Annotated in this window: 25 protein-coding genes and 1 pseudogene; 9 read left to right on the plus strand and 17 right to left on the minus strand. The window is 70.6% G+C overall.

From position 1 onward, the window contains the following. Positions 1–32: 32 nt before the first annotated feature. Positions 33–1,271 carry a prepilin peptidase gene (locus tag BM362_RS49995; RefSeq protein ID WP_093574354.1) on the minus strand — a complete coding sequence of 413 codons (1,239 nt, stop codon included), beginning with the start codon at positions 1,269–1,271 and terminating at the stop codon, positions 33–35. Positions 1,272–1,374: 103 nt separating this feature from the next. Continuing rightward, positions 1,375–2,319 carry an AraC family transcriptional regulator gene (locus BM362_RS21905; protein ID WP_093574355.1) on the minus strand — a complete coding sequence of 315 codons (945 nt, stop codon included), beginning with the start codon at positions 2,317–2,319 and terminating at the stop codon, positions 1,375–1,377. Between the two features lie 82 nt (positions 2,320–2,401). On the opposite strand from BM362_RS21905, the gene BM362_RS21910 reads away from it, so the two are divergent. Continuing rightward, a complete protein-coding gene (locus tag BM362_RS21910; protein WP_093574356.1) occupies positions 2,402–2,818 on the plus strand; it encodes a pyridoxamine 5'-phosphate oxidase family protein in 417 nt (138 codons plus the stop codon). Here BM362_RS21910 and BM362_RS21915 read toward each other — a convergent pair. Beyond that, positions 2,806–3,180: a hypothetical protein gene (locus tag BM362_RS21915; protein WP_067579293.1), complete on the minus strand. Its 375-nt coding sequence runs from the start codon at positions 3,178–3,180 to the stop codon at positions 2,806–2,808. The two genes, BM362_RS21910 and BM362_RS21915, sit on opposite strands and share 13 nt — an antisense overlap. A 101-nt stretch (positions 3,181–3,281) precedes the next feature. Here BM362_RS21915 and BM362_RS21920 point away from each other — a divergent pair, with 101 nt between their 5' ends. Beyond that, on the plus strand, positions 3,282–3,695 hold the full coding sequence (locus BM362_RS21920) for a Rieske (2Fe-2S) protein (RefSeq protein WP_067579295.1): 414 nt from the start codon (positions 3,282–3,284) through the stop codon (positions 3,693–3,695). Between the two features lie 48 nt (positions 3,696–3,743). On the opposite strand, the gene BM362_RS21925 is transcribed toward BM362_RS21920, so the two are convergent. Both BM362_RS21925 and BM362_RS21930 read right to left on the minus strand, forming a co-directional pair. Next, entirely contained in the window at positions 3,744–4,199 is a 456-nt protein-coding gene (locus tag BM362_RS21925; protein WP_067579297.1) for a PTS sugar transporter subunit IIA, read from the minus strand. After that, positions 4,196–4,432 carry a PTS sugar transporter subunit IIB gene (locus BM362_RS21930; RefSeq protein WP_037818963.1) on the minus strand — a complete coding sequence of 79 codons (237 nt, stop codon included), beginning with the start codon at positions 4,430–4,432 and terminating at the stop codon, positions 4,196–4,198. The genes BM362_RS21925 and BM362_RS21930 overlap by 4 nt, the downstream gene beginning before the upstream one ends. A 244-nt stretch (positions 4,433–4,676) precedes the next feature. Between BM362_RS21930 and BM362_RS21935 the strand changes: the two genes are divergently transcribed. The 5 genes from BM362_RS21935 (at position 4,677) to BM362_RS21955 (ending at position 9,440) form a co-directional block, all read left to right on the plus strand. Continuing rightward, positions 4,677–5,474, plus strand: coding sequence for a GntR family transcriptional regulator (locus tag BM362_RS21935; RefSeq protein ID WP_067579299.1), 798 nt, complete (start codon positions 4,677–4,679; stop codon positions 5,472–5,474). Then, positions 5,471–6,709 carry a PTS transporter subunit EIIC gene (locus tag BM362_RS21940; RefSeq protein ID WP_067579301.1) on the plus strand — a complete coding sequence of 413 codons (1,239 nt, stop codon included), beginning with the start codon at positions 5,471–5,473 and terminating at the stop codon, positions 6,707–6,709. The genes BM362_RS21935 and BM362_RS21940 overlap by 4 nt, the downstream gene beginning before the upstream one ends. Positions 6,710–6,738: 29 nt before the next feature. Next, positions 6,739–7,008 carry an HPr family phosphocarrier protein gene (locus tag BM362_RS21945; protein WP_033291653.1) on the plus strand — a complete coding sequence of 90 codons (270 nt, stop codon included), beginning with the start codon at positions 6,739–6,741 and terminating at the stop codon, positions 7,006–7,008. A 123-nt stretch (positions 7,009–7,131) separates the two neighbouring features. Next, a complete protein-coding gene (locus BM362_RS21950; RefSeq protein WP_093574357.1) occupies positions 7,132–7,947 on the plus strand; it encodes a serine hydrolase domain-containing protein in 816 nt (271 codons plus the stop codon). Next, positions 7,944–9,440: an alpha/beta hydrolase gene (locus BM362_RS21955; protein ID WP_093574358.1), complete on the plus strand. Its 1,497-nt coding sequence runs from the start codon at positions 7,944–7,946 to the stop codon at positions 9,438–9,440. The genes BM362_RS21950 and BM362_RS21955 overlap by 4 nt, the downstream gene beginning before the upstream one ends. Here BM362_RS21955 and BM362_RS21960 read toward each other — a convergent pair. From BM362_RS21960 to BM362_RS21995, 8 genes and pseudogenes are all read right to left on the minus strand, one after another. Next, on the minus strand, positions 9,437–10,381 hold the full coding sequence (locus tag BM362_RS21960) for a D-2-hydroxyacid dehydrogenase family protein (RefSeq protein WP_093574493.1): 945 nt from the start codon (positions 10,379–10,381) through the stop codon (positions 9,437–9,439). The two genes, BM362_RS21955 and BM362_RS21960, sit on opposite strands and share 4 nt — an antisense overlap. Positions 10,382–10,461: 80 nt before the next feature. Continuing rightward, a pseudogene (locus tag BM362_RS21965) lies at positions 10,462–11,025 on the minus strand (GrpB family protein); the annotation flags it as partial. A gap of 43 nt (positions 11,026–11,068) precedes the next feature. Beyond that, on the minus strand, positions 11,069–11,932 hold the full coding sequence (locus BM362_RS21970) for a shikimate dehydrogenase (protein WP_093574359.1): 864 nt from the start codon (positions 11,930–11,932) through the stop codon (positions 11,069–11,071). Further along, positions 11,919–14,147: an endolytic transglycosylase MltG gene (gene mltG, locus BM362_RS48300; protein WP_167545384.1), complete on the minus strand. Its 2,229-nt coding sequence runs from the start codon at positions 14,145–14,147 to the stop codon at positions 11,919–11,921. The genes BM362_RS21970 and mltG overlap by 14 nt, the downstream gene beginning before the upstream one ends. Then, a complete protein-coding gene (ruvX, locus tag BM362_RS21980) occupies positions 14,144–14,644 on the minus strand; it encodes a Holliday junction resolvase RuvX (RefSeq protein WP_067579314.1) in 501 nt (166 codons plus the stop codon). Before ruvX ends, mltG begins: the two co-directional genes overlap by 4 nt. Next, positions 14,634–17,297 (minus strand): alanine--tRNA ligase, encoded by a 2,664-nt coding sequence (gene alaS, locus BM362_RS21985; protein WP_067579316.1) that lies wholly within the window; start codon positions 17,295–17,297, stop codon positions 14,634–14,636. Before alaS ends, ruvX begins: the two co-directional genes overlap by 11 nt. Before the next feature lie 80 nt (positions 17,298–17,377). Continuing rightward, positions 17,378–17,680 carry a hypothetical protein gene (locus BM362_RS21990; protein WP_093574360.1) on the minus strand — a complete coding sequence of 101 codons (303 nt, stop codon included), beginning with the start codon at positions 17,678–17,680 and terminating at the stop codon, positions 17,378–17,380. After that, complete coding sequence (locus tag BM362_RS21995; protein ID WP_067579318.1) at positions 17,677–18,081, minus strand: DUF948 domain-containing protein; 405 nt, start codon at positions 18,079–18,081, stop codon at positions 17,677–17,679. The genes BM362_RS21990 and BM362_RS21995 overlap by 4 nt, the downstream gene beginning before the upstream one ends. 155 nt (positions 18,082–18,236) lie before the next feature. Between BM362_RS21995 and BM362_RS22000 the strand changes: the two genes are divergently transcribed. Then, positions 18,237–19,142 carry a hypothetical protein gene (locus BM362_RS22000; protein ID WP_208865287.1) on the plus strand — a complete coding sequence of 302 codons (906 nt, stop codon included), beginning with the start codon at positions 18,237–18,239 and terminating at the stop codon, positions 19,140–19,142. Here the strand turns inward: BM362_RS22000 and BM362_RS22005 are convergent. Both BM362_RS22005 and BM362_RS22015 read right to left on the minus strand, forming a co-directional pair. Beyond that, a complete protein-coding gene (locus BM362_RS22005; protein ID WP_093574495.1) occupies positions 19,132–19,983 on the minus strand; it encodes an NAD(P)-dependent oxidoreductase in 852 nt (283 codons plus the stop codon). The two genes, BM362_RS22000 and BM362_RS22005, sit on opposite strands and share 11 nt — an antisense overlap. Positions 19,984–21,057: 1,074 nt before the next feature. Beyond that, positions 21,058–22,440, minus strand: coding sequence for a replication-associated recombination protein A (locus BM362_RS22015; protein ID WP_067579327.1), 1,383 nt, complete (start codon positions 22,438–22,440; stop codon positions 21,058–21,060). Between the two features lie 77 nt (positions 22,441–22,517). Between BM362_RS22015 and BM362_RS22020 the strand changes: the two genes are divergently transcribed. Next, complete coding sequence (locus BM362_RS22020; protein WP_067579329.1) at positions 22,518–23,273, plus strand: metallophosphoesterase family protein; 756 nt, start codon at positions 22,518–22,520, stop codon at positions 23,271–23,273. Here the strand turns inward: BM362_RS22020 and BM362_RS22025 are convergent. Beyond that, positions 23,239–24,090 (minus strand): SGNH/GDSL hydrolase family protein, encoded by an 852-nt coding sequence (locus BM362_RS22025; protein WP_093574362.1) that lies wholly within the window; start codon positions 24,088–24,090, stop codon positions 23,239–23,241. The two genes, BM362_RS22020 and BM362_RS22025, sit on opposite strands and share 35 nt — an antisense overlap. A 389-nt stretch (positions 24,091–24,479) precedes the next feature. Beyond that, entirely contained in the window at positions 24,480–25,667 is a 1,188-nt protein-coding gene (locus BM362_RS22030) for a phosphotransferase (protein WP_093574363.1), read from the minus strand. Between the last annotated feature and the right edge of the window lie 58 nt (positions 25,668–25,725).

Here is a 25,725-nt window from a genome sequence, read left to right on the forward strand (position 1 = left end):
GCGTGCCCGGAGGCCTGGCAGAGCCCCTGGCCTCAGACGATGCCCGTTCCAGCGGCTGGGAAGACGGCGCACGCCCAGGTGGCCAGAACCAAGCCTGGGCCGTAGGGGACGCGGAGGGGTCCGGCGCGGATCCGGGCGCGGCCCGAGCCGGTCGGCGATGCGGACGAGGCGGGCGTCGGTGGGAGAGCAGTGCCGGTCGGTGCGAGAGCGGGGTCGGTCGGTGCGAGAGCGGGGTCGGTCGGTGCGAGAGCGGGGTCGGTCGGTGCGAGAGCGGGGTCGGGCGGCGCGGCGCCGGGAGCGGGCGGCGCGGCACCGGGCGGAGCGAGAGCAGGGCCGGGCGGCGCGGCACCGGCAGCAGACGGAGCGAGAGCAACAGCGGGCGGAGCGAGAGCAACAGCGGGCGGCGCGGCACCGGCAGCAGACGGAGCGAGAACGGCAGCGGGCGGCGCGAGAGCGGGAGTGGGCGGCGCGAGAGCGGGAGTGGGCGGAGCGGAGGGGGCGGCAGCAGCGGAGTCAGTCAGCGTGGACGAAGCGGCTGTCGGCGTAGACGGTTGGGCGAGATCGGCCGCCAGGGGCGGGGAGTCGGGTTGGCTCGGTGTGGGCTCGTGGAGTCCTCCTTCGGCTTCGGGGCGGAGCGACGATGCGACGGTCGGATCGGTGGCGGGCGGAGGTGCCGGGGTGACGGATAAGGGCGGCGCGAGCGGCCGGGCAGAGGAGCCAGCCCGGCGGATCCGGCGCATCAGCCACATCGGCACGACAGCCGCGAGGCTCACCAGCGCCGCCAAAACCGCCGCCGCCGCTGGAGCCAGCCCGCCGACCGCGCCCAGGACAGCGCCGAAAGATCCGGCCAGTTTCACGTCACCGGGGCCGAGGCCGCCCGCCGACAACCGGTGGACGATCAGGTGCGTCCCGCCGAACAGCAGGCATCCCAGGAGAGCACCAACCCCCAACCGCCAGCCTCCGCCGCTGAGGGCGGCGAGGGTGAGCGTCAGGGCGACGGCGGGGTAAGCGGGCAGGGTGAGGACGTCCGGGAGGCGGCGGTGTCGGGCGTCGGCCAAGGCGAGGGGTGCGCCGAGCACCGAAACCAGCCACGCCACGGGCAGCCACCAAGCCGGGAGCGCGCCCGCGTCGGCACGGGACGCGGCCACTGCGGCTGCCGCCAAGGCGGTGGTCATGCCGATCACCGCGGAGACCGGGGCGCCGGCTTTCTTCGTCATCACCAGCAGCACGGGGACCACCGCCCCAGCTGCGAGCACTGCTGTCAGAACCATGCGACCAGCCTGTCGCCACCGCCTGGACCAGGGCAAACAAATCACTGCGCGAGGGGACCCCTCGTGCGCGACACGCCGGAAGGTTCACCCGACGGAGGCAGAATCAGCCGCGCGAAGAAGCCGAAGACCCGGCAAGGAAAGCCCGCCGGTATCCCGTCGGGTTGACGCCGCGCAAGCGTTTGAACGCCGAGCTGAACCCGAACGCGTCCGCGTACCCCACCGCGCAGGCCACCTCGGTGATCGGCATCGACGGCTGTTCGGTCAGGAGGTCCGCGGCAAGGGTCATCCGCCATCGGGCCAGGTACGTCATCGGCGGCTCCCCCACCAGACCCGCGAAGCGTTTGGCCAAAGTGGACCGCGAAACGCCGGTCCGGGCGGCCAGCGCGACGACCGTCCACGGGGCTGCCGGATCCGCGTGCAGCTGGCGGAGAGCAGCGCCGACCACCGGGTCCCGCTGAGCCGCCCACCACGGCGGCGGGGTGCCGCCCGGGCGGTCGAACCAGTCGCGCAGCAGGCAGACCAGCATCCAGTCCAAAAGACGGTCCAGGAAGATCTGCTGGCCCGGCGCGTCGACGGCCAGTTCGGCCGCCAGGTGATCCAGCACCGGGTCTTCCGCGTCCGAGGACGGCGGCCGGACCACCACCGGCAGCGCGTCCAGCAGCGCGGACATCCGGCCGCGGCTTCGCACCGGGTACGCGCCGACGATCAGGTTGGTTTCGCCGTGGAACGGGTCGTTCCAGCCCAGGTGGTGCTGGGCGCCGCCCTGGTCGGGAGTGGCGCAGAACTCGCCGCATTCGACGGGGACGGCGGTGGTGTCCAGGCGGTCCACGAAGGAGAACGGGCCGCGGACGAGGATGGTCTCGCGGGCGCGCAGCAGCTCGGGCGGATGGTCTTCCGGCACGATCCAGCCCTCGCCGCTCAGCAGGGTGCACAAGGTCAGCGGGGCGCTGTCCACGAAGCGCAGCGACCACGGCGCCGACAGGGCCGTGCAGCCGAACAGCGAGCCGTGCGCCCGGACCCCGCGGATCACATCGCTGAACGCGTCCACCCGCCCGAGGTTAGACGAATGGACAGGCAATCCGGCGTATCGCCTATGGGATCGTCCGGGAAAACCCGGTTGAATCGCAGTCATGAGCACCCTCACCGACCACGATCTCGAGTTCCTCCGCCGTCCTCTGCACGGCTTCCTGACCGTCGCCGCCGGACCGCGGCCGCCGCAGCCGCGGCCGGTGTGGTTCGAGGCCACCGACGAGGGCACGATCCAGCTGTTCACGTCCCCGGACTCGGCCAGGATCCGCCAGCTGCGCGAGGATCCGCGCGCCTCGATCGTCGTCGCGGCGCCGGTCGGGGAACCGGAGCGCTGGGTGTCCGTCGCCGGACGCGTCACGATCGAAACGGACGGCGGGCACGACCTCGCCCGCAGGCTCGCCGGACGGTACTGGGACCTCAGCACCGCGGAAGGCGAAGCCGGCGCGAAAATCCTCCAAGACCTCCCCCAGGTCCGGGTCGTCATCCACCCGGAGAAGGTGCACCGCTACGCGTTCTGAGCCTGCCGGGCCCGCACCAGCAGCACCAGGCCGCAGATCACGCAGACCGCTTCGGTGATCACGCCCCAGTATTCGTACTGGCTGTTGAACTGGTCGTGCACGCCGTAGAAGCCCACCGTCACCGACAGCAGGTAGGCCAGCAGCGTCACACCGCCGAAACCCAGCGTGAGAAACGCCGGGAGCCAATGCCGCCAGGCGAGCAGGGCGATCGCGATCACCGCTCCGGCTGCGCCGTTCACCAGGAAGAGCGGCCCGACCACGGGGATGTCCGCGTAGCCGCTGCCCCAGTACAGAGAGAAGTGGATCGCCGCCGAGCCCGCCAGGCCCGCCGCGCCCAGCACTCGCATCCAGGTCGTCACCATGGGCGTCTCCTTCTGTGCGCAAAGCCGGATACGGACTACACGCACGGGCGACGGCGGCGGTTCACCGGCACCCTGGACGGTCGCGGTTCGTTGCATTGGACATGACTGCCGAACTTCACTCCCGCCGCTTCGTTCTCGCCTCCGGAGCGGCCGTCGCGGGGACCGCCGTCGCTCTCGCCGCCTGCGGAGGCGGATCCGAAAAAGCCGCGCCGAAACCGGGCGGGAAGGTGCTCGCATTGGCGGAAGTGCCGGTGGGCCAAGCGAAATCCGCGAAAACCCCGGACGGGCAGGAAGTGCTCGTGGCACAGCCGGCGAAGGGGACGGTCGCCTGTTTCAGCGCTGTCTGCACGCACCAGGGCTGCACGGTGAATCCGCCGGAGAACGGCCAGGCGAGCTGCCCGTGCCACGGTTCGGTGTTCGACGCGCTGACCGGCGAGGTGAAGAAGGGGCCGGCGAGCCAGCCGCTGTCCAAAGTGGCCGTGAAGATCGAGAACGGCGAGGTAGTCACAGCGTGACCGGAATCGCCCTTTGCGGACATTCGCTGTCCACAAAGGGCGTTCGGCTCAATCGTTCCAGGTGAACAACTCGTCGCCGGCCGCGACCGTGCGGCCGCCTTCGAGGCCGCCGAGGACGTCGGCGGACGCGTCGAGCCCGACGACCGGGACGATCGGCGAGTAGCCCTTGGCGGCGACCGCCTCCGGGTCCCAGCCCACGATCGGCTGGCCCGCCCGCACCTTCTCGCCCTTGACGACGTGCAGGGTGAACCCCTCGCCCTTTTCCTTGACCGTGTCGATGCCGAGGTGCACGAGCACCCCGCGGCCGTCCTCGGTGGCCACGACGTACGCGTGCGGGTGCAGCGTCACCACGGTCCCGTCGACCGGCGCGACCGCGTCGGCGCGGCCGCCGGACGGCCGCACCGCGATGCCCGGGCCCACCATCGCCTCGGCGAACACCGGGTCGGGCACCTCGGCGATCGCGACGACCTCGCCCGCGACCGGGCTCAGGATCGGCAGGCTCACATCAAGTCCTCGATGTCGCTGGCGATGGTGTCCGCCTCCGGGCCGACGATGACCTGGACCGCCGAGCCCATCTTCACGACGCCCATCGCGCCCGCCGACTTCAGCGCGGCTTCGTCCACCAAGGACATGTCCTCGATCTCGCACCGCAGCCGCGTGATGCAGCCCTCGATCTCGACCAGATTGTCCGCGCCGCCGAGCGCCGCGAGAATCTTTTCCGGCCTGTCATCCGCCATCGCGGCCTCCTCGTATCCCGTTGGTTTTCCACTCGGAACAGGTGCGCTCCGCCACCATTACTACGCCGTTTGCCACGTTGCCGAGCGAGCCCGGCCACGAACGGATAACGGTGGTTGACACCTGCTCGCGCTGCGGAGCATCCTGCCCCATCAGATCATTGGTCTAGACCGGAACGTACCAATCTTCCGGCCCGGACGCGAGCACCGGCCCCGGTGCGCGAGAGGCGAGGGAGGGGACACCGAGATGAGTGCGGCCGCGCACATTCCGCCGTCCGACCCCGCCGACCGCGTGGTCAACGGGCCGACCCCGAAGCACGCCCAGCTGCGGGAGATCCTGCGCCGGCTGGTGGAGCGCGAGCTCCCGCCTGGCTCGCCGATCCCGTCCGAGCGAGAGCTCGCGCAGCACTACGGCGTTTCGAGGCTCACCGTCCGCTCGGCGATCGGGAAGCTCGTCGAGGAAGGACTGCTGGCCCGGGTCAGGGGCAAGGGCACCTTCACCGCCGCCCGGCGGATGGAACTGCAGGTGTACCTGATGTCGTTCACCGACGACATGCGCCGGCGCGGGCTCACCCCGACCACCGAAGTGATCTCGACCTCGACCGAGGTCCCGCCGGTGACCTCGGCGCACGCGCTCGGCCTGTCCGAGGGCGTGCCCGCGCACCGGCTCGTGCGGCTGCGGCGCGCCGACGGCGTTCCGCTGGCCGTGGAACGCGGCTGGTACCACGCGGGCCGGACCCCCGGCCTGCTCGACCTCGACCTGACCCGTTCGCTGTACGCCCAGCTGGCCGACGCTTTCTCGCTCCGGCCGGACCAGGCGTACCAGACGGTGTGGGCCGAATCCGCGGACCGCGAAACGGCGCGCTTGCTCGGCATGCGCACCGGCAGTCCGCTCCTGGTGTTCCGCCGGGTTTCCAGCTCCGGCGGCGAACCGGTCGAGGACATGACGTCCTGGTACCGGGGCGACCACTACCAGGTGACCATGCAGCTGGACCGGAACACCCCGGGTTCCGGCGACCAACCCCACAATGGAGGTATCCGATGAGCGCCACCACCGCGGCTGGGGCCAGCGGGAAGAAGAAGGGCGGCGGCCTCGCGGGGCTGCAGCGCTTCGGCCGCAGCCTCATGCTGCCGATCGCGACCCTGCCCGCGGCCGGTCTGCTGAACCGGCTCGGCCAGGCCGACGTCCTCGGCAAGGACGGCCTCAACTGGGGCAAAGCCGCCGACGTGATCGGCGCGGCGGGCGGCAGCATCTTCAACTGGCTGCCGCTGATCTTCGCGATCGGCATCGCGGTCGGGTTCGCCCGCAAGGGCGACGGCTCGACCGCCGTCGCCGCGGTCATCGGCTGGGTCGTGTTCAACAACGTGATCCAGGTGATCGCCCCGATCAGCAGCCAGCAAGGCTACAAGCCGGCCTGGGAGAGCGCGCCCATCCACTGGCCCTACAGCGTGCTGACCGGCATCGTGTCCGGCATCGTGGCGGCGCTGCTGTGGCAGCGCTACCACCGGATCAAGCTGCCGTCCTGGCTGGCCTTCTTCGGCGGCCGCCGGTTCGTGCCGATCATCACCGCGCTCGCGATGCTCGTGCTCGGCGTCCTCTTCGGACTCGTCTTCAAGTACGTGGACGAGGCGATCACCTCGGCGGGCAAGGCCGTCATGGGTTCGCCGGTCCTCGGCGGCGGCGTCTACGGCCTGCTCAACCGCCTGCTGATCCCGGTCGGCCTGCACCAGCTGCTGAACGTGCCGGTGTGGTTCATCTTCGGCGGCGGCGACCTGAACAACTTCTTCGGCCACGTCCAGGGCTCCGGCGCGTTCATGACCGGGTTCTTCCCGATCATGATGTTCGCCCTCCCGGCCGCGGCGTTCGCGATCGTGCACACCGCCCGTCCCGGCCAGCGCAAGCTCGTCGGCAGCATCATGATCTCGGCCGCGCTCACCGCCTTCGTCACCGGCGTCACCGAGCCGATCGAGTTCGCGTTCATGTTCGTCGCGTGGCCGCTGTACATCTTCCACGCGATCATGACCGGCATCTCGCTCGCGGTCTGCAACGCGCTGGGCATCCACCTCGGCTTCTCGTTCTCCGGCGGCGCGATCGACTTCGCGCTGAACTCGTCGCTGGACACCGCGCACAAGGCGTGGCTGCTGATCCCGATCGGGCTCGTCCTGGCCGTGATCTACTACGTGGTGTTCCGCTTCGTGATCACCAAGTTCAACCTGCGCACGCCGGGCCGCGAGGACGACTCGATCGAGGGCGACCTCGAGCGCACGGCCGCGAAGTAACACCCGAGAAAACGCGAGAGAGGGAGACCATGCCGGAGAAACGCGTCACCGTGGCCAGCAAGGTGGGGCTGCACGCCCGCCCGGCCGCTCTGGTCGCCAAGGCGGCCGCGGCCCAGCCCGTGGCTGTGCAGATCGCCAAGGACGGCGGCGAACCGGTGGCCGCCGGCAGTGTCCTCAACCTGATGACCCTCGCCGCCGCGTACGGCGACGAGGTCGTCATCAGCGCCGAAGGCGACGGTGCCGAGGCGGCGGTCGAGGCCGTCGCCGAGCTGGTCGCCACCGATCTCGACGCTCAGTAGCGATACCGCTCCACGGGGAAACACGAACCGTGCGGGGTTCCGGGACTTCCGGGGCCCCGCACGGTTCGTCGCGTCAGGGCACTGCGGAACAGCCCGCGGGCGGGCCCTATTACGCTGGCGGGCATGGAGAGTCTGCGCCTGATCGACGAATGGCCAGTGGACAACGCCGCGGCCGGGGCGGTCTCCGCTTCCGGCGAGGTGCGCGGACGTCACGGCGACCCGGCCCGCCCGTTCCGGCTCGCGTCGGTCACCAAACTGCTCACCGCCTACTCCGCGCACATCGCGATCGAAGAGGGCGTCGTCGAACTGGACACGCCCGCCGGGCCGGAAGGCTCCACCGTCGCGCATCTGCTCGCGCACACCTCCGGACTCGCCTTCGACGCGCACAAGGCGATGGCCGAGCCGGGCACGCGCAGGCTGTACTCCAACGCCGGGTTCGAGGAACTCGCCGACGCGCTGGCCGAGCACTCCGGCATCGCGTTCGCCGAGTACCAGCGGGAAGCGCTTTTCGAACCGCTGGGCATGACGGCGACCCGGCTGGAGGGCTCCCCCGCCGCGGGCGCGGTGTCCACATTGGACGACCTGCTCCGGTTCGCCGCGGAACTGCAGGCGCCCAAGCTGCTCGCGCCGGAAACCCTGAACGCGGCCACGGAAATCGCGTTCCCCGGCCTGAACGGCGTACTGCCCGGCTTCGGGCATCAGAAGCCGAACGACTGGGGCCTCGGCTTCGAACTGCGCGACCACAAGAGCCCGCATTGGACGGGCGCGAACAGCTCGCCGCGCACGTTCGGCCACTTCGGGCAGTCCGGCACTTTCCTGTGGGTGGACCCGGAAGCGGGGCTCGCCTGCGTCGCGCTCGCCGACCGTTCGTTCGGGCCGTGGGCGGCGCAAGTGTGGCCGCCGTTCACCGACGCCGTGCTGGCGGAACTCTCCGCGTGAAAATCTGGTTGGCGCTGGCCGCGTTGCTGCTCGTCGCGAGTTGTTCCGCACCGGCTGCGCAAACCCCGGCGCCGCAAGCATCGCCAGCGCCGGTCGCGCCGCTTCCGTTGGGCACCAACGGTGCCACGGCGCCCAAGCTCGACTGGAAACCGTGCCACGGCGGTTTCCAATGCGCGAGCGCACCGGTTCCGCTGAGCTACCGCGAACCCGGCGGCGCGAAGCTGAATCTCTCGGTGATCCGCATGCCGGCCACCGATCCCGCGCACCGCGTCGGGTCGCTGGTGATCAATTTCGGCGGGCCGGGCACCGACGGCGTCGGCGAGCTGATGCGGTTCGGCTCGCGGTATCCGGACGAGCTGCGGGCCAAGTTCGACCTGGTGAGCTTCGATCCGCGCGGAATCGGCGGCAGTGCCCCGGTGCAGTGCCCGGGAACGCCGCCCGCCGCCGGTTCGCCGTTGCGGGACAGAGCCGCGTTCTGGACCGCCAGCGCGGCCGTCGGCAAGGCATGCGCGGCCGGCAGCGGTGCCGAGTTGCCGCATCTGTCGACCGCGAATGTCGCGCGGGACATGGATTTGCTCCGGCAGGCACTGGGCGAAAAGCAACTGAACTTCTATGGCTATTCCTACGGCACGTATCTCGGCGGCACCTACGCGAACCTGTTCCCCGGCAAGCTGCGCGCGATGGTCCTCGACGGAACGCTCGACCTCGTAGCGAACTCCACCGGACAGCCGGGTCAGCAGCACAAACCGGTGGACGTGCGCGCCGACGTCGCGACTGCCCAGCAGCAAGAACTCGAAGCCTTCTTCGCTGCCTGCGACGCGGCCGGGCCGGGTAAATGCGCATTCGCCGGCGGTGACCTGAAACAGAAATTCGCCGCGGTGTTCGCCCGGCTGACGCACGGCCCGGTCGGCGGCATGACGGTGGCGTCGCTGATGGAAACGATCGATCGGGCGCTGTATCAATCGTCCCGGTGGCCGCGGCTGGCGAAGACGCTCGCCGGACTCGTGCCGCCGTCGCCGGTGTCCCCCGTGCCGGTGCTGGATCCGCGAGTGCCGACGCATTCGCCCGGATTCCTGGCGGTGCAGTGCCTGGACAGCGAACTCCCGCGGGACCCCGCCGCATACGCCGGACTCGCTGCCGCGGAGGCGAACCGGCAGCCGTATTTCGGGATCGCGCCAGTGTTTTCCATGGCGCAGTGCGTCGGCTGGCCCGCGCGGGACGCGGACCGGTATCTCGGTCCGTGGAACCGGCCCCGGCCGCATCCGATCCTGATCCTGGCCAACCGGAACGACCCGGTCACCCCGCTCGCCAACGCCCAGGCCACCGCGCGGGAACTCGGAGACGGCCACGTGGTCGTGGTGGACGGCGCCGGACACACGACGCTCGACGTGCCCAGTACGGCCGCTGCCGCGGCGATGGCACGCTATTTCGTGCAGCTGACCGTGCCTCCGGACGGGACGGTTTACCCGCCGGAGGTCCGGCCGTTCCCCTAGCCGTTCAGCACGTTGATCGGCTCGCCCGCTTGGAACGCGGCAATGTCCTCGACCGCGCCGCCGTAGAAAATCTCGTACGTTTCCCGGCTCACGTAACCGATGTGCGGCGTCAGGATCGCGTTGTCCAGCGTCCGCAGCGGATGCTGCGCGGGCAGCGGCTCCACGTCGTAGACGTCCAGTGCGGCCGCCGCGATCTTCTTGCCGCGCAACGCCTCCACCAGTGCCGATTCGTCGACAATCGGCCCGCGCGAAGTGTTCACCAGGAGCGCACTCGGCTTCATCGCGGCGAATTCGGCCGCACCGACCAATCCGCGAGTGCGCCCGGACAGGACCAAGTGGACCGACAGCACATCGGAGCGCGCGAACAAGTCCTCTTTGGACACTGCCGTGACGCCGTGCTCGGCCGCCCGCTCCGGAGTGAGATGCTGGCTCCACGCAATCGGTTTCATCCCGAACGCCTGGCCGATCCGGGCGACCTCGGCCCCCAGCCTGCCGAGCCCGAGCAGGCCGAGCGTCTTGTCCCGCAACGCCATCCCGAGACCGACCTGCCAGCCGCCCTCGCGCATCGAACGGAACTCCAGCGGCAGATTGCGCGCACCGGCCAGGATGAGCGCCCACGCGTGTTCGACCGTCGGCGCGGCGAGAGCGCCGGTCGCGGACACCACCACGCCGCGGCGCTTCGCCGCCTCCAGATCGATCGCCGCGTTCCGCCGGCCGGTGCTGACCAGCAGTTTCAACTCCGGCAGCCGGTCGAACACCGCGGCCGGGAACGGCGTGCGCTCGCGCATCGCGACCACGACGTCGAACCCGGCCAGCCGCGTCACGACCTCGTCCGGCCCGGCGAACGGCTCGCCGAACACCTCGATCTCCGCTCCGAGCGAGCCCCAGTCCGCGCACTGGAGGGCCACGTTCTGGTAGTCGTCGAGGATCGCGATCTTCATGCCGCCCACCGTACTCTGCCGATCGTTGCCGATCCGGCCACAGCCACGGCCTAACGACTTCGCAGCAATGGTGCGGTTCAGGCGTTGCGCGCCCGCTCGATGATCTCGTCGATCACCTCGTTCTTCGCGTCGGCATAGTTCTGCACGTACTCCCAGACCTGCGCGGCGAGTTCGCGTTTCTTCGCCAGGTACAGCGCCAGTTCCTCCGGATGGCCGCGCAGCCGGTCGCGGAACAGCCGGTAGCGCTCGGTCTGGCCGTTGCCGGGCGAATGGACGTGCAGGTTGATGTTCGTGTCCGGGCCCTTGAACAGGCGGTGTTTCTCCCAGTCCGGCTCGCGGATCACCAGCCGGTAGCCCGCCGCTTCGAGGGCGGGGACGTACGCGTCTTCGTCGTCCGAATCGGGTACTTCGAGCAGAATGTCGACGATCGGTTTGGCGGCGAGCCCGGGCACCGAAGTGGACCCGACGTGTTCGAGCACCAGCACGCGGTCCCCGAGCGCGGCGCGAATCCGCGCCGCCTCGCGTTCGTAGAGCCGCGGCCACTCCGGGTCGTACTCGGCGAGGGTGATGGTGGTGCTGTGTTTCGGTGCCTCGCCGACCCACGCCGCTTGGATTTCACTCTCGCTGAACTGTTGCCTGGTCACAGTGATTCCCTCGTTGCTGGCTGAAAAGCAGCCCGTCAGGATATCAGGCAATCGGCAGCGGCAGGATGTTTCCGCTCGCCTCGCACAGCGCCGCCCGCATTTCCGCGCGGGGCGCCGGGTGCCCGGTGAAGTGCTCCGCTTGCCCGAATGCCTGGTGCAGCAACATGTCGAGCCCGGTCGCGAGCCGTCCGCCGAAGCGGTCGACCGCTTCGGCCAGCGGCGTCGGCCACGGGTGGTAGATCACGTCGAGCACGCTGCCGATCCGGGCCAGCTCCGCGAGATGCGGCACGACCGCGTCCGGCGGCACCGTGTTGACCAGCACCGCCGTAGTGTCCGCCAGCTCCGCGAAGTCCGCTTCGGACCACCGCAGCACGTCCACGTCCAGGCTCGCGCGCTTCGCCGCGTCAACAGTTTCCGCAGCCCGCACTGGCTCCCGCACCACCAAACGCACCGTCGTGACGCCCAGCGCGGCTAATCCGACCACCGCGGCCGCAGCCGTCCCGCCCGCTCCGAGCACCACCGCCTGGTCGTTCGCGGAAGGCGAGTAACCACCGGCGTATCGCAGGGCTCCGGTTACCCCGTCGACGTCCGTGCAGTCGGCGAGCCAGCCGTCCGGACGGCGCACGAGCGTGTTCGCCGCGCCGACCGCCGCCGCGCGCGGGGTGACCTCGGCGGCGTGGTCGAGCGCGGCGCGTTTGCCGGGCATGGTGACCGAAAGGCCGACCCACTCCGGGCCGAGCCCGTCGACAAAACCAGGCAGCTCGGCGGCGTCGGTCTCGACCCGGTCGTAGGTCCAGCCGTCCAGGCCCAGCGCCGCGAACGCCGCACGGTGCAGCACCGGCGACAGCGAATGCGCCACCGGCTTGCCCAGCACCGCCGCGCGGCGCGGCCGGTCAGATGACGCCACGCTGCTCGGCCAGCTGCTTGTTGGCGATGTGCTGGTCAAACGTCGGCGCGAAGCAGGAATGCCCGTCCTTCTCGCATTTCACGAAATACACCCAGTCGCCGGGGGTCGGGCTGACCGCGGCCTTGATCGCGTCCATGCTGGGCACCGCGATCGGCGTCGGCGGGAGACCGTAGTTGGCGTAGGTGTTGTACGGTCCCGCTTTCGCCCGGTCCTCGGGTTTGGTGAGCAGCGTCGGGCGGTCCAGCACGTAGTTGACCGTGGAGTCCAGCTGCAGCCTGATCTTCTGCGAGAGCCGGTTGTAGATCACTCGCGAAATCTTGCCGAAGTCCGGCTTGATCGCCTCGCGTTCGATGAGCGACGCGATGATCAGCGTCTCGTACGGCGATTTCCCCGGCCCGGTGTTCTGCGCGGTGAGCCCGGCCGCCTGGATCGCATCGGCCGACTGCTTCACCAGGTCGGTGATCAGCTCGGTCGCGCTCCAGCCGGGTTTCACGTCGTAGACGCCGGGCGCGATCAGGCCTTCGAGCCGTTTGTCCTTGCTCAGCGCCTTGCCCGCGTCAGCCAGCGCCCACTCCGGCGCGCCGAGCGCCTTGAGGTCGGCGTCGGCGACCGTCTTGCGCAGCTGGTCGACCGGGATGCAGGTGCTCTTGCCGCTCAAGGTCGCGCACGACGCCTTCGACATCAGGCTGTACACGCCGGGAGTGACCTTGCCGTTGGGCTGCGTGATGTCGTCGAACTGCGTGTACGGCCGGATTTCCAGCCGCCCGACGCGCGCGGTCGGCGAGGTGATCAGGTCGACCGCCTCCTCGCCCGACATGTGCTGGCGCAGCAGGTAGTAGCCCTGCTGGATCTTGCTCAATGCGGTGTTTTCCGCGCCCGCCTTCACAAACGCCCGGGAACTCGCGACCACGCCCGCGTCGGTGAGCTTCGCGCCGATCGCGGACGTCGTGTCGCCCTGTTCGACCTGCACGAGCGCGTCGCCTTCGCCGGAACCGTCGAAGTCCGCGTAGCCGAAGATCTTCTGGTAGCCGAACCAGGCCCCGCCGCTGAGCAGCACGAGCACGAGCACCGCGGCGATCCAGCCGATCGCGCGCTTGCGCTTCTTGCGAGGCTTCTTCGCGGGCGGCTCCTCGACCGGCGGCTCGGCCCCGTCTTCGGGGTAGCCGTCCTCGTCGTAACCGTCGTAGTCCTCGTACTCGCCGTATTCGTCGTACTCGTCCTCGAAGAGGCCGTCGATCGGCTGCTCGTCCGGGTGCTCCGGCTCGTGCGCCGCGGCGGGCACGGCGGGGATCACTTCGGTGGGCTGCTCGACCGGCTGCCGGCGCGGCGGCTGGCTGCGCGGGTCGCGCGGCATCGACGCGTCCGCGAAACGCGGGTCGCGCGGCATCGAGGACTCCGCGAACCGGGGATCCGGCGGCATGGAGCCCTCCGGCGGCGGAGCGGGAGCGCGCCGGGCCGGAGGGGGCGGCGGCATCTCCGGCGCCCGGCGACGGACAGGCGCGGCAGCTTCCGCCGGAGCGTCGGCGTCGTCCCGGCGACGGCGGCCGGACGGCGGCTCGACGTCCACGGGCGGAGGAATGTCCTCCCGACGGCGACGACGGCCGGCGGGCGGCTCGTTCGGCGGCGGCGCGTCTTCGAGACGACGACGGCCAGCCGGAGCGTCGGCCGGCGGCGCGTCCTCCCGGCGACGGCGTCGACCGGCTGGCGGCTCGACCTCCCCGGGCGGAACGTCGCCCACCGGCACGTCCTCGTCCGGAGTTATGCGGCGCGGCCGGGCTCGGGGCAGATCGTCGGCCGCGTGCGGCGGCAAGTCCCAGTTCTCCGTCGACCGCTTCGGCCGGCCCTGCGGCGCGACCGGACGGCGCCGCCGGGTCGGCGGAGTCTCAGCGGCCGGGCGCCGCGGCGGTTCGGCCGGAGGCATCGCGTCCGGTGCGGCGCGACGGGTCGGTTCGCCGGCCGGGCGAGGGGTTGCTTCGGGCGCGCGCCGGCGTCCTTCCGCCGCGGGCGGACGCTGAGGCGCGTCGCCGCGCGGACGTCGTCGTTCGCCAGGCGGCATGCCTTCCGGCGCCGCGCGGCGAGGAGGTGGTTCGTCTTCGGGCTCGCGTCGCCTGCGCCGGCCGCCCGGGGTGCCGGAACCCGCCGAGGGGTCCGGTACATCCGGGTTGTCGGGATTGCGCAGCCGACGGCGGCCGCCCGGGTCGCCGGGGTCGGTCATGAGTCGCCTTTCCGGGCACGGTGCGCGGCGGCGGCGTCGAGCCAGGCTTGCAGGATCTCGACTGCCGCTGCCTGGTCCACCACGGCGCGCTGCTTGCGGCCCTTGACCCCCCGCTGGGACAGCATTCGCGACGCGGTGACCGTCGTCAACCGCTCGTCTGCCAGTCGCACGGGCACGTCCCCCACGCGCCCGGCGAGCTTTTCCGCATACGCCAGCGCTGTGTCCGCGGCCGCGCCCTGCCGGTTCGCCAGCGTCCTCGGCAAGCCCACGATCACCTCGACCACCTCGTGTTCGGTGACGAGATCGGCAAGCCGGTCCAGATCGCTGTCGTCCTTCGCATCACGGGAGAGGGTAACGAGCGGGCTCGCGAGCACGGGGGCGGGATCGCTCAGCGCGACGCCCACCCGGACAGACCCGACATCGACCGCGAGCCGCCTGCCCCGTCCCGGATCGGACTCGCCGGGCCGATCCGGGCCTCTCCGGGGGTTAGCGGCCAAGGTCCGCGACCGCCGCGCGCAGCGCCGTCACGGCCTGCTCCGCGCCCGCCGGGTTGCTGCCGCCGCCCTGGGCCATGTCCGGCTTGCCGCCGCCGCGTCCGCCGATCGCCTCGGCGAACGACGGCACGAGCTTGCCCGCCGCGATTCCCTTGTCGCGCGCCGCCGAGGTCGTGGCGACCACGAAGGCCACCTTCTCCCCCGAAGGCGCGAACAGCGCGACGACCCCGGCGCGGTCGCCGAGGCGGCCGCGGATGTCGGAGGCGAGCGCGCGCAGGCCGTTGCCGTCGACGTCCGGCACGACCTCGGCCACCACCGAGACGCCGGAGACGTCCTGCGCCTTCTCCGTCAGCGCGCCGGCCGAGCCGAGCACCTGCTGCGTGCGCAGCTGCTCGATCTCCTTCTCGGCGTTCTTCAGCCGGGACAGGACGTCCTCGATCCGGCCGGGCAGTTCGTCCGAGGGCACCTTGAACGTGTTCGCCAGCTGCGAGACGAGCAGCTGCTCCTTGCGGACGTGCTTGAGCGCGTCCGGGCCGACCAGCGCCTCGACGCGGTGCACGCCGGAGCCGACCGACGCGTCCGACACCAGCTTGACCAGGCCCAGCTGGCCGATCCGGCCGACGTGCGTGCCGCCGCACAGCTCGCGCGAGTACTCGCCCATGTCGACGACCCGGACATCGTTGCCGTACTTCTCGCCGAAGAGCGCCACCGCGCCCAGTTCGAGGGCCTTGTCCTTGGTCGTGGTGTAGCTCCGCACCTCGACGTCGGTCTGCAGGTAGTCGTTCACTTCCTGCTCGACCTCGGTGAGGATGTCGGCCGACACCGCGCCCGGAGTGGTGAAGTCGAACCGCATCCGGCCCGGCGCGTTGAGCGAACCGGCCTGCGCCGCACGCTTGCCGTACGCGCCGCGGACGGCCGCGTGCACGAGGTGCGTGGCCGAGTGCGAGCGCTCGATCGAGAGCCGCCGGTTCGCATCCACCGATCCGGTGAGCCGGGTGTCGATCCCGACCTCGCCCTGGGTGACCTCGACGCGGTGCACGAACAGGCCCGGCACGATCTTCTGCACGTCGAGCACCTTCAGCTCGACGCCGTCGCCGACCAGCACGCCGGTGTCGGCGATCTGCCCGCCGCTCTCGGCGTAGAACGGGGTGCGGTCGAGCACCAGCTCGGCTTTGCCGCCCGCGGCGACGCTGCGCACCGGCAGGCCGCCTTCGAGCAGGCCGACGACCTTCGCGTCCGCCTGGAGCTCGGTGTAGCCGAGGAACTCGGTTTCGCCGTGCTGCTCCAGCACCTTGCGGTACTCGGACAGGTCGCCGTGGCCGCTCTTGCGGGACGCCGCGTCCGCCTTGGCACGCTTGCGCTGCTCCTCCATGAGCGTGCGGAAGCCGTCCTCGTCGACGGTCAGGCCCTGTTCGGCCGCCATCTCCAGCGTCAGGTCGATCGGGAAGCCGTAGGTGTCGTGCAGCTGGAACGCCTTGTCGCCGGCGAGCACGTCGCCGCCGCCCTTCTTCGTCTCGGCCGCGGCCAGGTCGAAGATGCGCGAACCGCTGGTGAGGGTGGCGAGGAACGCCTCCTCCTCGACGCGCACGACCTCGGAGATCCGGTCGAAGCCGCTGACCAGCTCGGGATAGGTCGGGCCCATGGTCTGGCTGACGACCTTCGCGAACTCCTGCAGCACCGGCTCCTGCACGCCCAGCAGGCGGGTGGAGCGCACGATGCGGCGCAGCAGCCGGCGCAGCACGTAGCCGCGCCCGTCGTTGCCCGGAGTGACGCCGTCGCCGATCAGCAGCACGCCGGTGCGCGCGTGGTCGGCGATGACGCGGAAGCGCACGTCGTCGGCGTGGTTGGCGCCGTAGCGGCGGCCGGAGAACTCCTCGGCGCGGCCGATCACCGGGCGGACCAGGTCGGTCTCGTACACGTTCTCGACGCCCTGCAGGATCGTCGCGACGCGCTCGACGCCCATGCCGGTGTCGATGTTCTTCTTCGGCAGCTCGCCGATCGGCGGGTGGCCCAGCTTCGGGCTCTTCTCGCCGCGGACGTCCTGCATGAAGACGAGGTTCCAGATTTCGATGTAGCGGTCCTCGTCGGCGACCGGGCCGCCCTCGCGGCCGTACGCGGGGCCGCGGTCGTAGTAGATCTCCGAGCACGGGCCGCCGGGACCGGGCACGCCCATGTCCCAGTAGTTGTCCTTGCCGTCGCGGACCTGGATCCGCTCGCTGGGCAGGCCGGTGAGCTTGCGCCACAGCCCGGCCGCCTCGCTGTCCTTCTCGTAGACGGTCGCCCAGATCCGGTCCGGGTCGAGGCCGAAGCCGCCGTCGTCCTGCGACTTGGTGATCAGCTCCCAGGCGTTCTCGATCGCGCCTTCCTTGAAGTAGTCGCCGAACGAGAAGTTGCCCGCCATCTGGAAGAACGTGTTGTGCCGGGTGGTCTTGCCGACCTCGTCGATGTCCGGCGTGCGCACGCACTTCTGCACCGAGGTCGCGCGCGGGTAGGGCGGCGGGGCCTCGCCGAGGAAGTACGGTTTGAACTGGACCATGCCCGCGTTGACGAACAGCAGGTTCGGGTCGTCGAGGATCAGCGGGGCGCTCGGCACGCGCGTGTGGCCCCTGCTCTCGAAGTGGCGCAGGAAACGGTCGGTGATCTCGTGTGTGTCCACGGGTACGTCCTTGTGCTGAAGACCCGGCTTCGGCCGGGGAAAGGAAACGGGGGTCGGAGGCGGCGGAAGGCGCGCGGAGTTCAGCCCTCCGCCCGGCGAGCTCGCCGGGCGGGGCGACGTGCGGCGTGCCTGCCCGCGCCCGAAGGCGGCGCGACGGCGGCGGTCCGCTCCTCGACCATGTCGTGCAGCTCCTGTTCCCGTTCGTTCATCCCGGCGCGCACCTCGGCGCCGAACGAACCGACGGCGCCCGCGAGTTCCCGCACGGCGTCGCCCAAGTTCGATGCTAACCCGGCCGGCGTGGCCTGACGAGCGGTTTCGCTCGCCTTGCGGCTCAGCGCGACCCCGGCGGCGACCCCGACCCCGAGCCAGAACAGCCGCTTCACTTCTTCCCCCGGCGGGCCGGGCGCTGCGCCTTGGCGGCCTTCGCTTCCTGCTTCTTGCGGCGCGCGCGGATGGCCTTGCTGATCCCGTACGACAGCGCGGCGGTCTTCACCAGCGGGCCGCCGAGCGTCGCGGTGAACACCGACGAGAGCGCCGACACGTTGCCGCTGACCGCCTGCGCGTTCGAGGTGATCCCGTCGACCCGCTCGAGCTGCGTGTTGACGTGCGTGATCGTCTCGTTGGCCCCGATCAGGATCGGGTCGCTGTTCTCGTGCGCCTTGCGGATCGCGATGGTGGCCTCGTCCAGCGTGCGGCCGAGCTTGAGCAGCGGGATCGCCAGCAGCAAGACCAGCAGTACGAAAGCTCCTGCGGCGATCAGCGCGGCGATCTGCCCTGCCGACACGGGCCCTCCTCGGGTGGTGCGGGGTCTTAGGTGGTGTGAGGTTACCGCCTGCGGCGCTTCTCGGCGGGGACCCCCCGCCGCAGTGCTCACCCAGCGCAGTCGCCGTCGCGGAAAACAGTTCGCGCCAGCCGTCTCCGGGCTGGTCTCCTCGGCCGATGGACTCCTCGAACGGACGCGGCCCGCTCCCCCGCGTGCTGGCCGGGCCGGGCGGCCCCGCCGCCGACGTGCTCGGCGGCCTTCCCGGCGCGGACCTGACCACGCTGCAGCTGGAAGTAGCCCGCCGCCGAGCCGCGAAACTGCGCGGACCGGACGTCCTGCGCCGCTACCGCGAGGACCGCTTCACCACCCCCGCGCCGCTGGCATTCGATGTCCTTCGCCGAGTCGAAGACGCCCTGCTTTCCGCCGCGCCAGCGGAATTCGATCGAGTGACGCTCTCCCCGGTGACGCCGCTGGGCGCCCACTCCACAGTGGCCGGACTGGCCCAGCACCGCGTCGTCCCGACTGGACGCGGCACGGAAGTCGCCGCCGACCCGGCGAACGGCCTCGCGCTGGAAGCCGCAGTCCGCCGCACCGGTTCCACGCCGGTGCGCCTCGCCACCGTGCAACGCGTCGTCCGAGCCCAACCCCCGGCCCCCGGACTCTTCGCGCACTTCTCCCTCTTCGCCGCCATCACCGCCGGTCGCGACCGAGGCAGCCTGTCCTTCGAACGCGAACACCTGATTGAGCACGCGCGACTGCTCACCACCGCGGTGCGCGCCGCCGGCGCCCGCGCGGCAGGCTTCCAAATGACCACTTTGGACACCCGCTTCGCCGATTTCACCGCCTCGGTGCAGGAATCTTTGCCCGACGTAGCCGTCTCCGACGCGCCAGACCGCGCAGTCGGCCGCAATTACTACTCCGGCCTCTGCTTCACCGTCACCGCAGACTTCGGCAGCGGCCTGACCCCCGTCGGCGACGGCGGCTTCACCCCCTGGACCGCACGACTGCTCGGGAACGCGAAGGAACGTCTGCTCATTTCCGGCATCGGCGTAGACCGCGTCGCGTCTTTGCTCAACGCTTGACGATCCCCTCGTACACCGCCGCCATGTCGTCCTCGCCATGCCCCGCCTCGACCGCGGACTCCAGATGCGCCAACGCGGCCGCAGCCCCACCGACGTCGATCGCGTGCCCCGCGGCCTCGACGACAAGCCGCGCGTCCTTCGCCGCGAGCGACGCCGGGAAGCTGGCCGGATACTCGCCGGACAGCATCATGGGTCCCTTCGCTCGCGCGTAAGGCACGTCGAACCCGGTGCCGCTCATGACGTCGAAGAACAACTGCGGATCCACCCCGAGCACGCGGGCCAAGGCGAGACTCTCCCCCGTACCGTTGGTGAGCGCGAGAATCCACGCGTTCATCACCAGCTTGAGCCGCGTCGCCGTACCAGGTTCGGTGCCCAGCCAGCGAGTCCGGGAACCAATCGCGTCAAACACCTCCGCCGCACCGTCGTGCACGTTGTCCGGCCCAGCCGCGAGCACCTGCAGCTGCCCCTGCTCGGCAGGCCCCTTCGTCCCCATCACCGGACAATCAACGAACGGCACCCCCGCCACAACGGACGCCTCAGCAAGCCGATCAGCCCACTCGACCCCGACGGTACTGGTCTGCAACCAAATAGTTCCCGGTTCGAGCGAGAGCCCACGAAACACCTCGGCCACCGCCGGCCCGTCCGAGAGCATGGTGACCAGGAAGTCAGCCCCCTTCACCGCTTCGCCGGGCGCCTCGACGACGGTGACCCCTTCCGCAGCAAGCGGCTCAGCCTTGGCCCGAGTTCGGTTCCAGGCCCGCACAGTCACCCCGGCGCGAGCAAGATTGGCGGCCATCGGACGGCCCATGATCCCGGTACCGAGAAATGCGACTGTGGTCATCCAGCCATCGTGCCGCCAGCCGCGCAGGTCGGCAGGCTGACCACCGCCACCGTCCGTGAGGGCCACCCTCATTGACTCTGATTCCCCAGGGTTCCCGTCACGACCCTCCACCGGCCCGTGAGGGTGACGGCCCCTTCACGGACCGCCCGCCCGCCGCCGGGGATGCGCCCCAATCTGGCATTGGGTGCATCCCACGCACCAAACGCCACCTTGAGGCGCAAGCCCCCACCCAAACCGCAGCCAGCGCACCCGACGATCGAGGCACCCAGCCCCTCCCCCGCACCCCGATCCGAAGCCTCCCTGCGGTTCGGGGATGCTTGTCAAGGCATCTTTCCCGCCTTGACAAGCACCCCCGAACCGTCAGCACACTCAGGGCTTCGGGGTGCCCCACGCCAGCCCCAAAGGCGATGTCGCCCCCAGGCGACGAGCCAAACCTCACTCACTCAACACCGACCCGCTCGGCCACCAACTCCTCAAACCCAGGAAACTCCCCCGGCACCACAGCCCGCCCCGCCCCGCCCGAAGCCCCCGCGCCAGAACGCCGAACCCGAACAGTCACATACCCCGCCTGCCCGTCGTGCCAATGCCGGACCCCAGCCGGAACCGTCAGCACATCCCCCGGCTCGCACAACACCGCGTGCACCTCGCGCCCCGCATGCAAATACCAAACCGCGGCCCCCGCACGAAGAACCGATCCTCAACCCCGCCCCCACTGCGCTCGGCCAGCGAGGGCTCCCCAGCGACGACATCCGCCGCATAATCCCCCGCCCCGCCGACCAGAGAGTCGATCAACTCCTGATACCGAGCGAGCAAGTCACCATCGGAGCCGTCGTCAACCACGGGCCACCGGGCAAACCCGGCCCCCACCCGCCCCAGTTCGGCGACAATCGCCCCGGTGTCCTCAGTCCGCAGCAGCACATGCCCAGGCCGATCATCAGGCCAGACGGTCAACAACGTCATCGCCGCCCCCTCTCCTTGAACAGGAGCAACCCACCGCAGACCCGAATGTTCCCGGCTGAACACGAACCGCGAAGAAAGTGGCGGCCTTCACTCACCCCGCGCTGGCCGGAACACTCACCCCTGCCGTTCCCCGCGAATAGTCCGCCGCAACCGAGGCACCCGCTCAGCCAACGTCCGCTCCCCGCCACGCTGCGTAGGCTCGTAGTAATCCCGCCCCACCAGCTCATCCGGCGGATACTGCTGGGCCAGGACCCCCTCGGGCACGTTGTGCGGATACCGGTACCCCTCAGCGTTGCCCAGTTGCTTCGCCCCCGCGTAGTGCCCGTCCCGCAGATGCGGCGGCACAGTCCCGATGGCCCCCGACCGAACGTCGCTCAACGCCGTGTCGATCGCCGTGACCACAGCATTCGACTTGGGCGCGGTAGCCAGATGGATCGTCGCCTGCGCCAACGCGAGCCGCCCCTCCGGCATCCCGATGAACTGCACCGCGTGCGCCGCCGCGACCGCCGCCTGCAACGCCGTCGGATCCGCCAGCCCGACATCCTCGCTCGCGTGCACCACCAGCCGCCGCGCGAGGAACCGGGGATCCTCCCCCGCCTCGATCATCCGCGCCAGGTAATGCAACGCCGCGTCGACGTCCGACCCGCGAATCGACTTGATGAACGCGCTGATCACGTCGTAGTGCTGATCGCCGTCGCGGTCGTAGCGAACAGCCGCCTTGTCCACAGTGGACTCGACAACGGCCAGATCGATCGTCTTGTTCTCCGTAGCGGACGCGGCATCCGCGGCCGCCTCCAAAGCCGTGAGCGCGCGACGCGCATCACCGCCAGCAAGCCGCACGAGGTGTGCCCGCGCATCATCAGTCAACGTGAGCTCGCCGCCGAGCCCGCGCTCGTCGGTCAGCGCACGCTCCAGCACAGCGACGATGTCGTCGTCGGTGAGCGGCCGCAGCTGCAGCACCAAGGACCGCGACAACAGCGGCGACACGACCGAGAACGACGGGTTCTCCGTGGTCGCCGCCACCAGCAGCACCGTGCGGTCCTCGACCGCGCCGAGCAGCGCGTCCTGCTGGGTCTTGGAGAACCGGTGCACCTCGTCGATGAACAGGACGGTGTTCTCGGTGTTGTACTGCCTGCGCCGCCGCGCCTCCTCGATGACGCCGCGCACCTCCTTGACCCCCGCCGACAGCGCGGACATCGCGACGAACCGGCGTCCGGTGGCGATCGACACCAGGTTCGCCAGCGTGGTCTTGCCGGTGCCGGGCGGGCCGTAGAGCAGCACGGACGCCGGAGCGGCCCCCTCGACCAGCCGGCGCAGCGGAGCCCCTTCGCGCAGCAGGTGCTGCTGCCCGACCACCTCGTCGAGCGTGCGCGGCCGCATCCGGACCGCGAGCGGCGACGTCGCCGGGTCGGCCTGCGGTTCGGCCTGGTTCGCTCCGGAGGGTTCCGGCGGCGGCCCCACGTCGGGGTTCACCGTGAAGAGTTCGTCCTGTGCCACACCGACGACGGTATCCGACCACCCCGACAATCCCGCTCGCCCGGCCCCGCAGCGCCGCCGGAGGGCAGACTGGGGCGATGGTCTCCTCGGTCGCGGTGTTGTCCGACATCCACGGCGTGCTGCCCGCGCTCGACGCGGTCCTCGCCGAACCCGACGTCCAGGCTGCCGACCTGGTCGTCCTGTGCGGCGACCTCGCGGCCGGACCGCTGCCCCGGCAGACGCTCGACCGGCTGGTTTCGCTCGGAGATCGCGCAGTGTGGGTGCGCGGCAACGCCGATCGCGAACTCGTCACACTCGCTGGCGGCGGCTCCACCCAGATCCCGGACCCGATCGGCCCGTGGGCGGCGGCGCGGCTGCGGCCGGATCAGGTGGCGCTGCTCGACGGCTTGCCGTTGACGGTCACGCTCGAAATCGACGGGCTCGGTGAAGTGCTGTTCTGCCACGCCACTCCGCGCGACGACGAAGAGGTCGTCCTCGTGGACAGCCCGTTGTCGCGGTGGGCGGAGGTCTTGGACGGCGTCACGGCGGGGACGGTGGTGTGCGGGCATACCCACATGCCGTTCCTGCGCTTAGCCGACCGGTGCCGGATCGTGAACCCCGGCAGCGTCGGAATGCCTTATGGCACGACAGGTGCGCACTGGGCGCGGCTAGGTCCTGGCGTCGAGTTGCGGCGTACTGCTTACGACGCGGAGGCCGCGTGCCGGGAGTTGGCGGAGACGTCGGAGTATTCCGGAATTCAGGACTGGAGCGACTATTTCGTACGGAATCCGGCATCGGACGCGGAGGCGTTGCGGGTATTCAGCCCACGCGCTCGCGGAACGAGCGCCACATGATGACCGCGGCGTAGGGCAGGAACTCCCGGCCGCGCCGCCATAGCCAGGGCACGCCTTTGGCCACGAGCCAGCCGAAGTGGGCGGCTGCGCTTGGCTCGACTCCGCCGGAACAGGTGAGGCTCACCGGTCGCGGCACCTCGAAACCGGCGGCTGCGGCCAGGTTTGTGAAACCTTCGGCGAGCATGCGGTGGCCCAGTTCGGAGGGATGCAAGCGGTCGACGCTCCAGACGGTGAGGTCGTAGGCGCCGGGGAGGGTGTCCAGGTTCAGGCAGGCGATGCCTTCCGCTTCCACCACCCGGTCGATCGCCTCGTTCAGTTCCGTCACGCGGGCGCTCAGGGCTCGCTTCAGGGACGGCGGGAGGCGGAAGACCTTGCTGTGGTCGTGGAAACGTACTGGGAGGACTGTGGTTCCGATCGCGGTGAGTTCGCGGACGATGGCGGTGAGGTCCTCGGCGATGTTGTCCGCGTTGAAGTCTGGGCGGAGGGTGTCGTTCATCCCCACTACGACCAGGGCCATGTCCGGGCGGTGCGCGATCGTTTTCGGGAGTTGATCGGTCCGTACGCAGGACATGCGGGCGCCGGTGAAGGACGGGTTCAGATAGCCGTCTTCGGCGATGCCCAGGGCTTCCGCGACCAAGGGGCCTACGCCGCGCCATCCGCCGCGGTTGGGGAGGGGGTCGCCTAGGCCTACTGCGGTGGAGTCGCCTAGGACTGCCAGGCGGGTTGCTCGCCGGGTCTGGGGTTGAGGCCGGGGGGCCGGGGCTGGTTTTGCGGGTGGGGTGACTCCGACGCTGATCACGGTCACGACGAAGACCATCCGGTATTGAGGCTCACCGCTGGTGATGGGGAGGTAACGCGGTATGGACGGAGGTGGGAACTTCCGGTACTCGGGGTCTGGGTTGGGGTGGTTTGGCTCGTCGCCTGGGGGCGACATCGCTTGCGGGTGGTTGCGTGGGGCACCCCGAAGCCCTGAGTGTGCTGACGGCTCGGGGGTGGGTGCCTCGATGGTGGGGTGCGTCGGCTGCGGTGGGTGCGAGGGGGTGTGCGCGGGTTCTCGTGCGCGGAGCGTGCTGGGCGTGGTGGCGGTGGGGACACGCCCAATGCCACATTGGGCCGCATCCCGGCGGCGGGTCGTGAGGGGAACCCTGAGGGAATCAGAGTCAATGAGGGTGGCCCTCGCCGACAGCGGGCGGGGCGACCGAGGGGTCAGCGGAAGGCTGGGTAGAAAGCCAGGTCGGCGTGCGGGCCCAGGCGGGCGGCCAGGGCGGCGGCGACTCTGGTGGAGTGTTCGGCGACCTCGGTCAGGCGCGAGTAGCCAGCGTGCCTTGCCAGTTCGCGCCACCACGTGACCAGGGCGGCCTCGCGGCTGACGGGGGTGGCGTGCCTGCTCAGGTTCAGGTGCGGGAGCAGGTCGCGGGTGATTTGCCAGACTTGCAGCATTTCGCTGATGGTGAGCTGCTTCGCCAGCTCGACGTCGTCGGCGAAGGAGGGCCAGACGTCGACGATTTCGGCTCGCCAGGCGGCGATCATCGCCTCGCTCATGCCTGCGGGGAGGGCCATCGCGCGCGGGTCCGACACGAACGGCAGCCGCAGGCAGGAGGCGTCGACCAGTGCTGTTCGGACCCGGCCGCGTTCGAAGTCCAGGAAGCGGACTCCGGAACCGGTGACCAGGTTGTTTTCCGGGGCCAGTTCGACGGGGCTGAAGGCGCGGAAGGCGGCCGACCGGGCTTGGGCGACGGCTTCGGCGATGCGTTCGCGCACCGCCTCGGGGACGGGCACGTCCAGCAGTTCGGAGAGGAGTTCTTCGACGTCGTCGGCCAGGCCCGCCAGACCGTCGTTGTCGGTTCGCACCGGGCCGCCCAGGCGGCGCAGCAGGGCGTTGAAGTCGGCTTCGCGGCTGGCGGTGCTCGCGTGCAGGCGGCCCAGCGAACGCGCCCAGGACAGGAGTGCGCGCTCCGCTGCCCGGGAGTCGCGGGCGGCCAATTTGTCTTGCAGGGTGGGTGCGCGGCCCAGATCCTCGATCACCAGCACGCGGTCGCCGCCGTCGTGGGCCAGGAGTTCCGGGCACATCCGCTCGTCCGGAGCCAGTGCGGTGAACAGCTGGTAGCTCACGGCTTCCTGGGCGAACGGGTCGACCCGGCCGGGTTCCGGCGGGTCCGGATAGTGCTTGACCACCAGGGTGCGCGGCAGTGCGAAGGAGGAAGACACGACTCGTGCCCGGACGACCGTCGCCGGGCCGCTTCCGGCGAGGTGTTCGGGCGAGACCAGCGCGATCGCGCTCCCGAACCGGCGCGTGAGCACCGCCTCGCCCGCCGCGACGGCCGCGGCGACGGCGAGTTCCCCGGCTTCCGCCCGGACTCCGGCGTCGCCGGCGGAGGAGGTGTCGACTGTCATTGTCACCGACCCTACTCGTGACTGAGCAACCATGACCACAACGTTCCGGGCGCCGGGA

This window comes from Amycolatopsis rubida (genome assembly GCF_900115345.1).
GTDB lineage: Bacteria > Actinomycetota > Actinomycetes > Mycobacteriales > Pseudonocardiaceae > Amycolatopsis > Amycolatopsis rubida.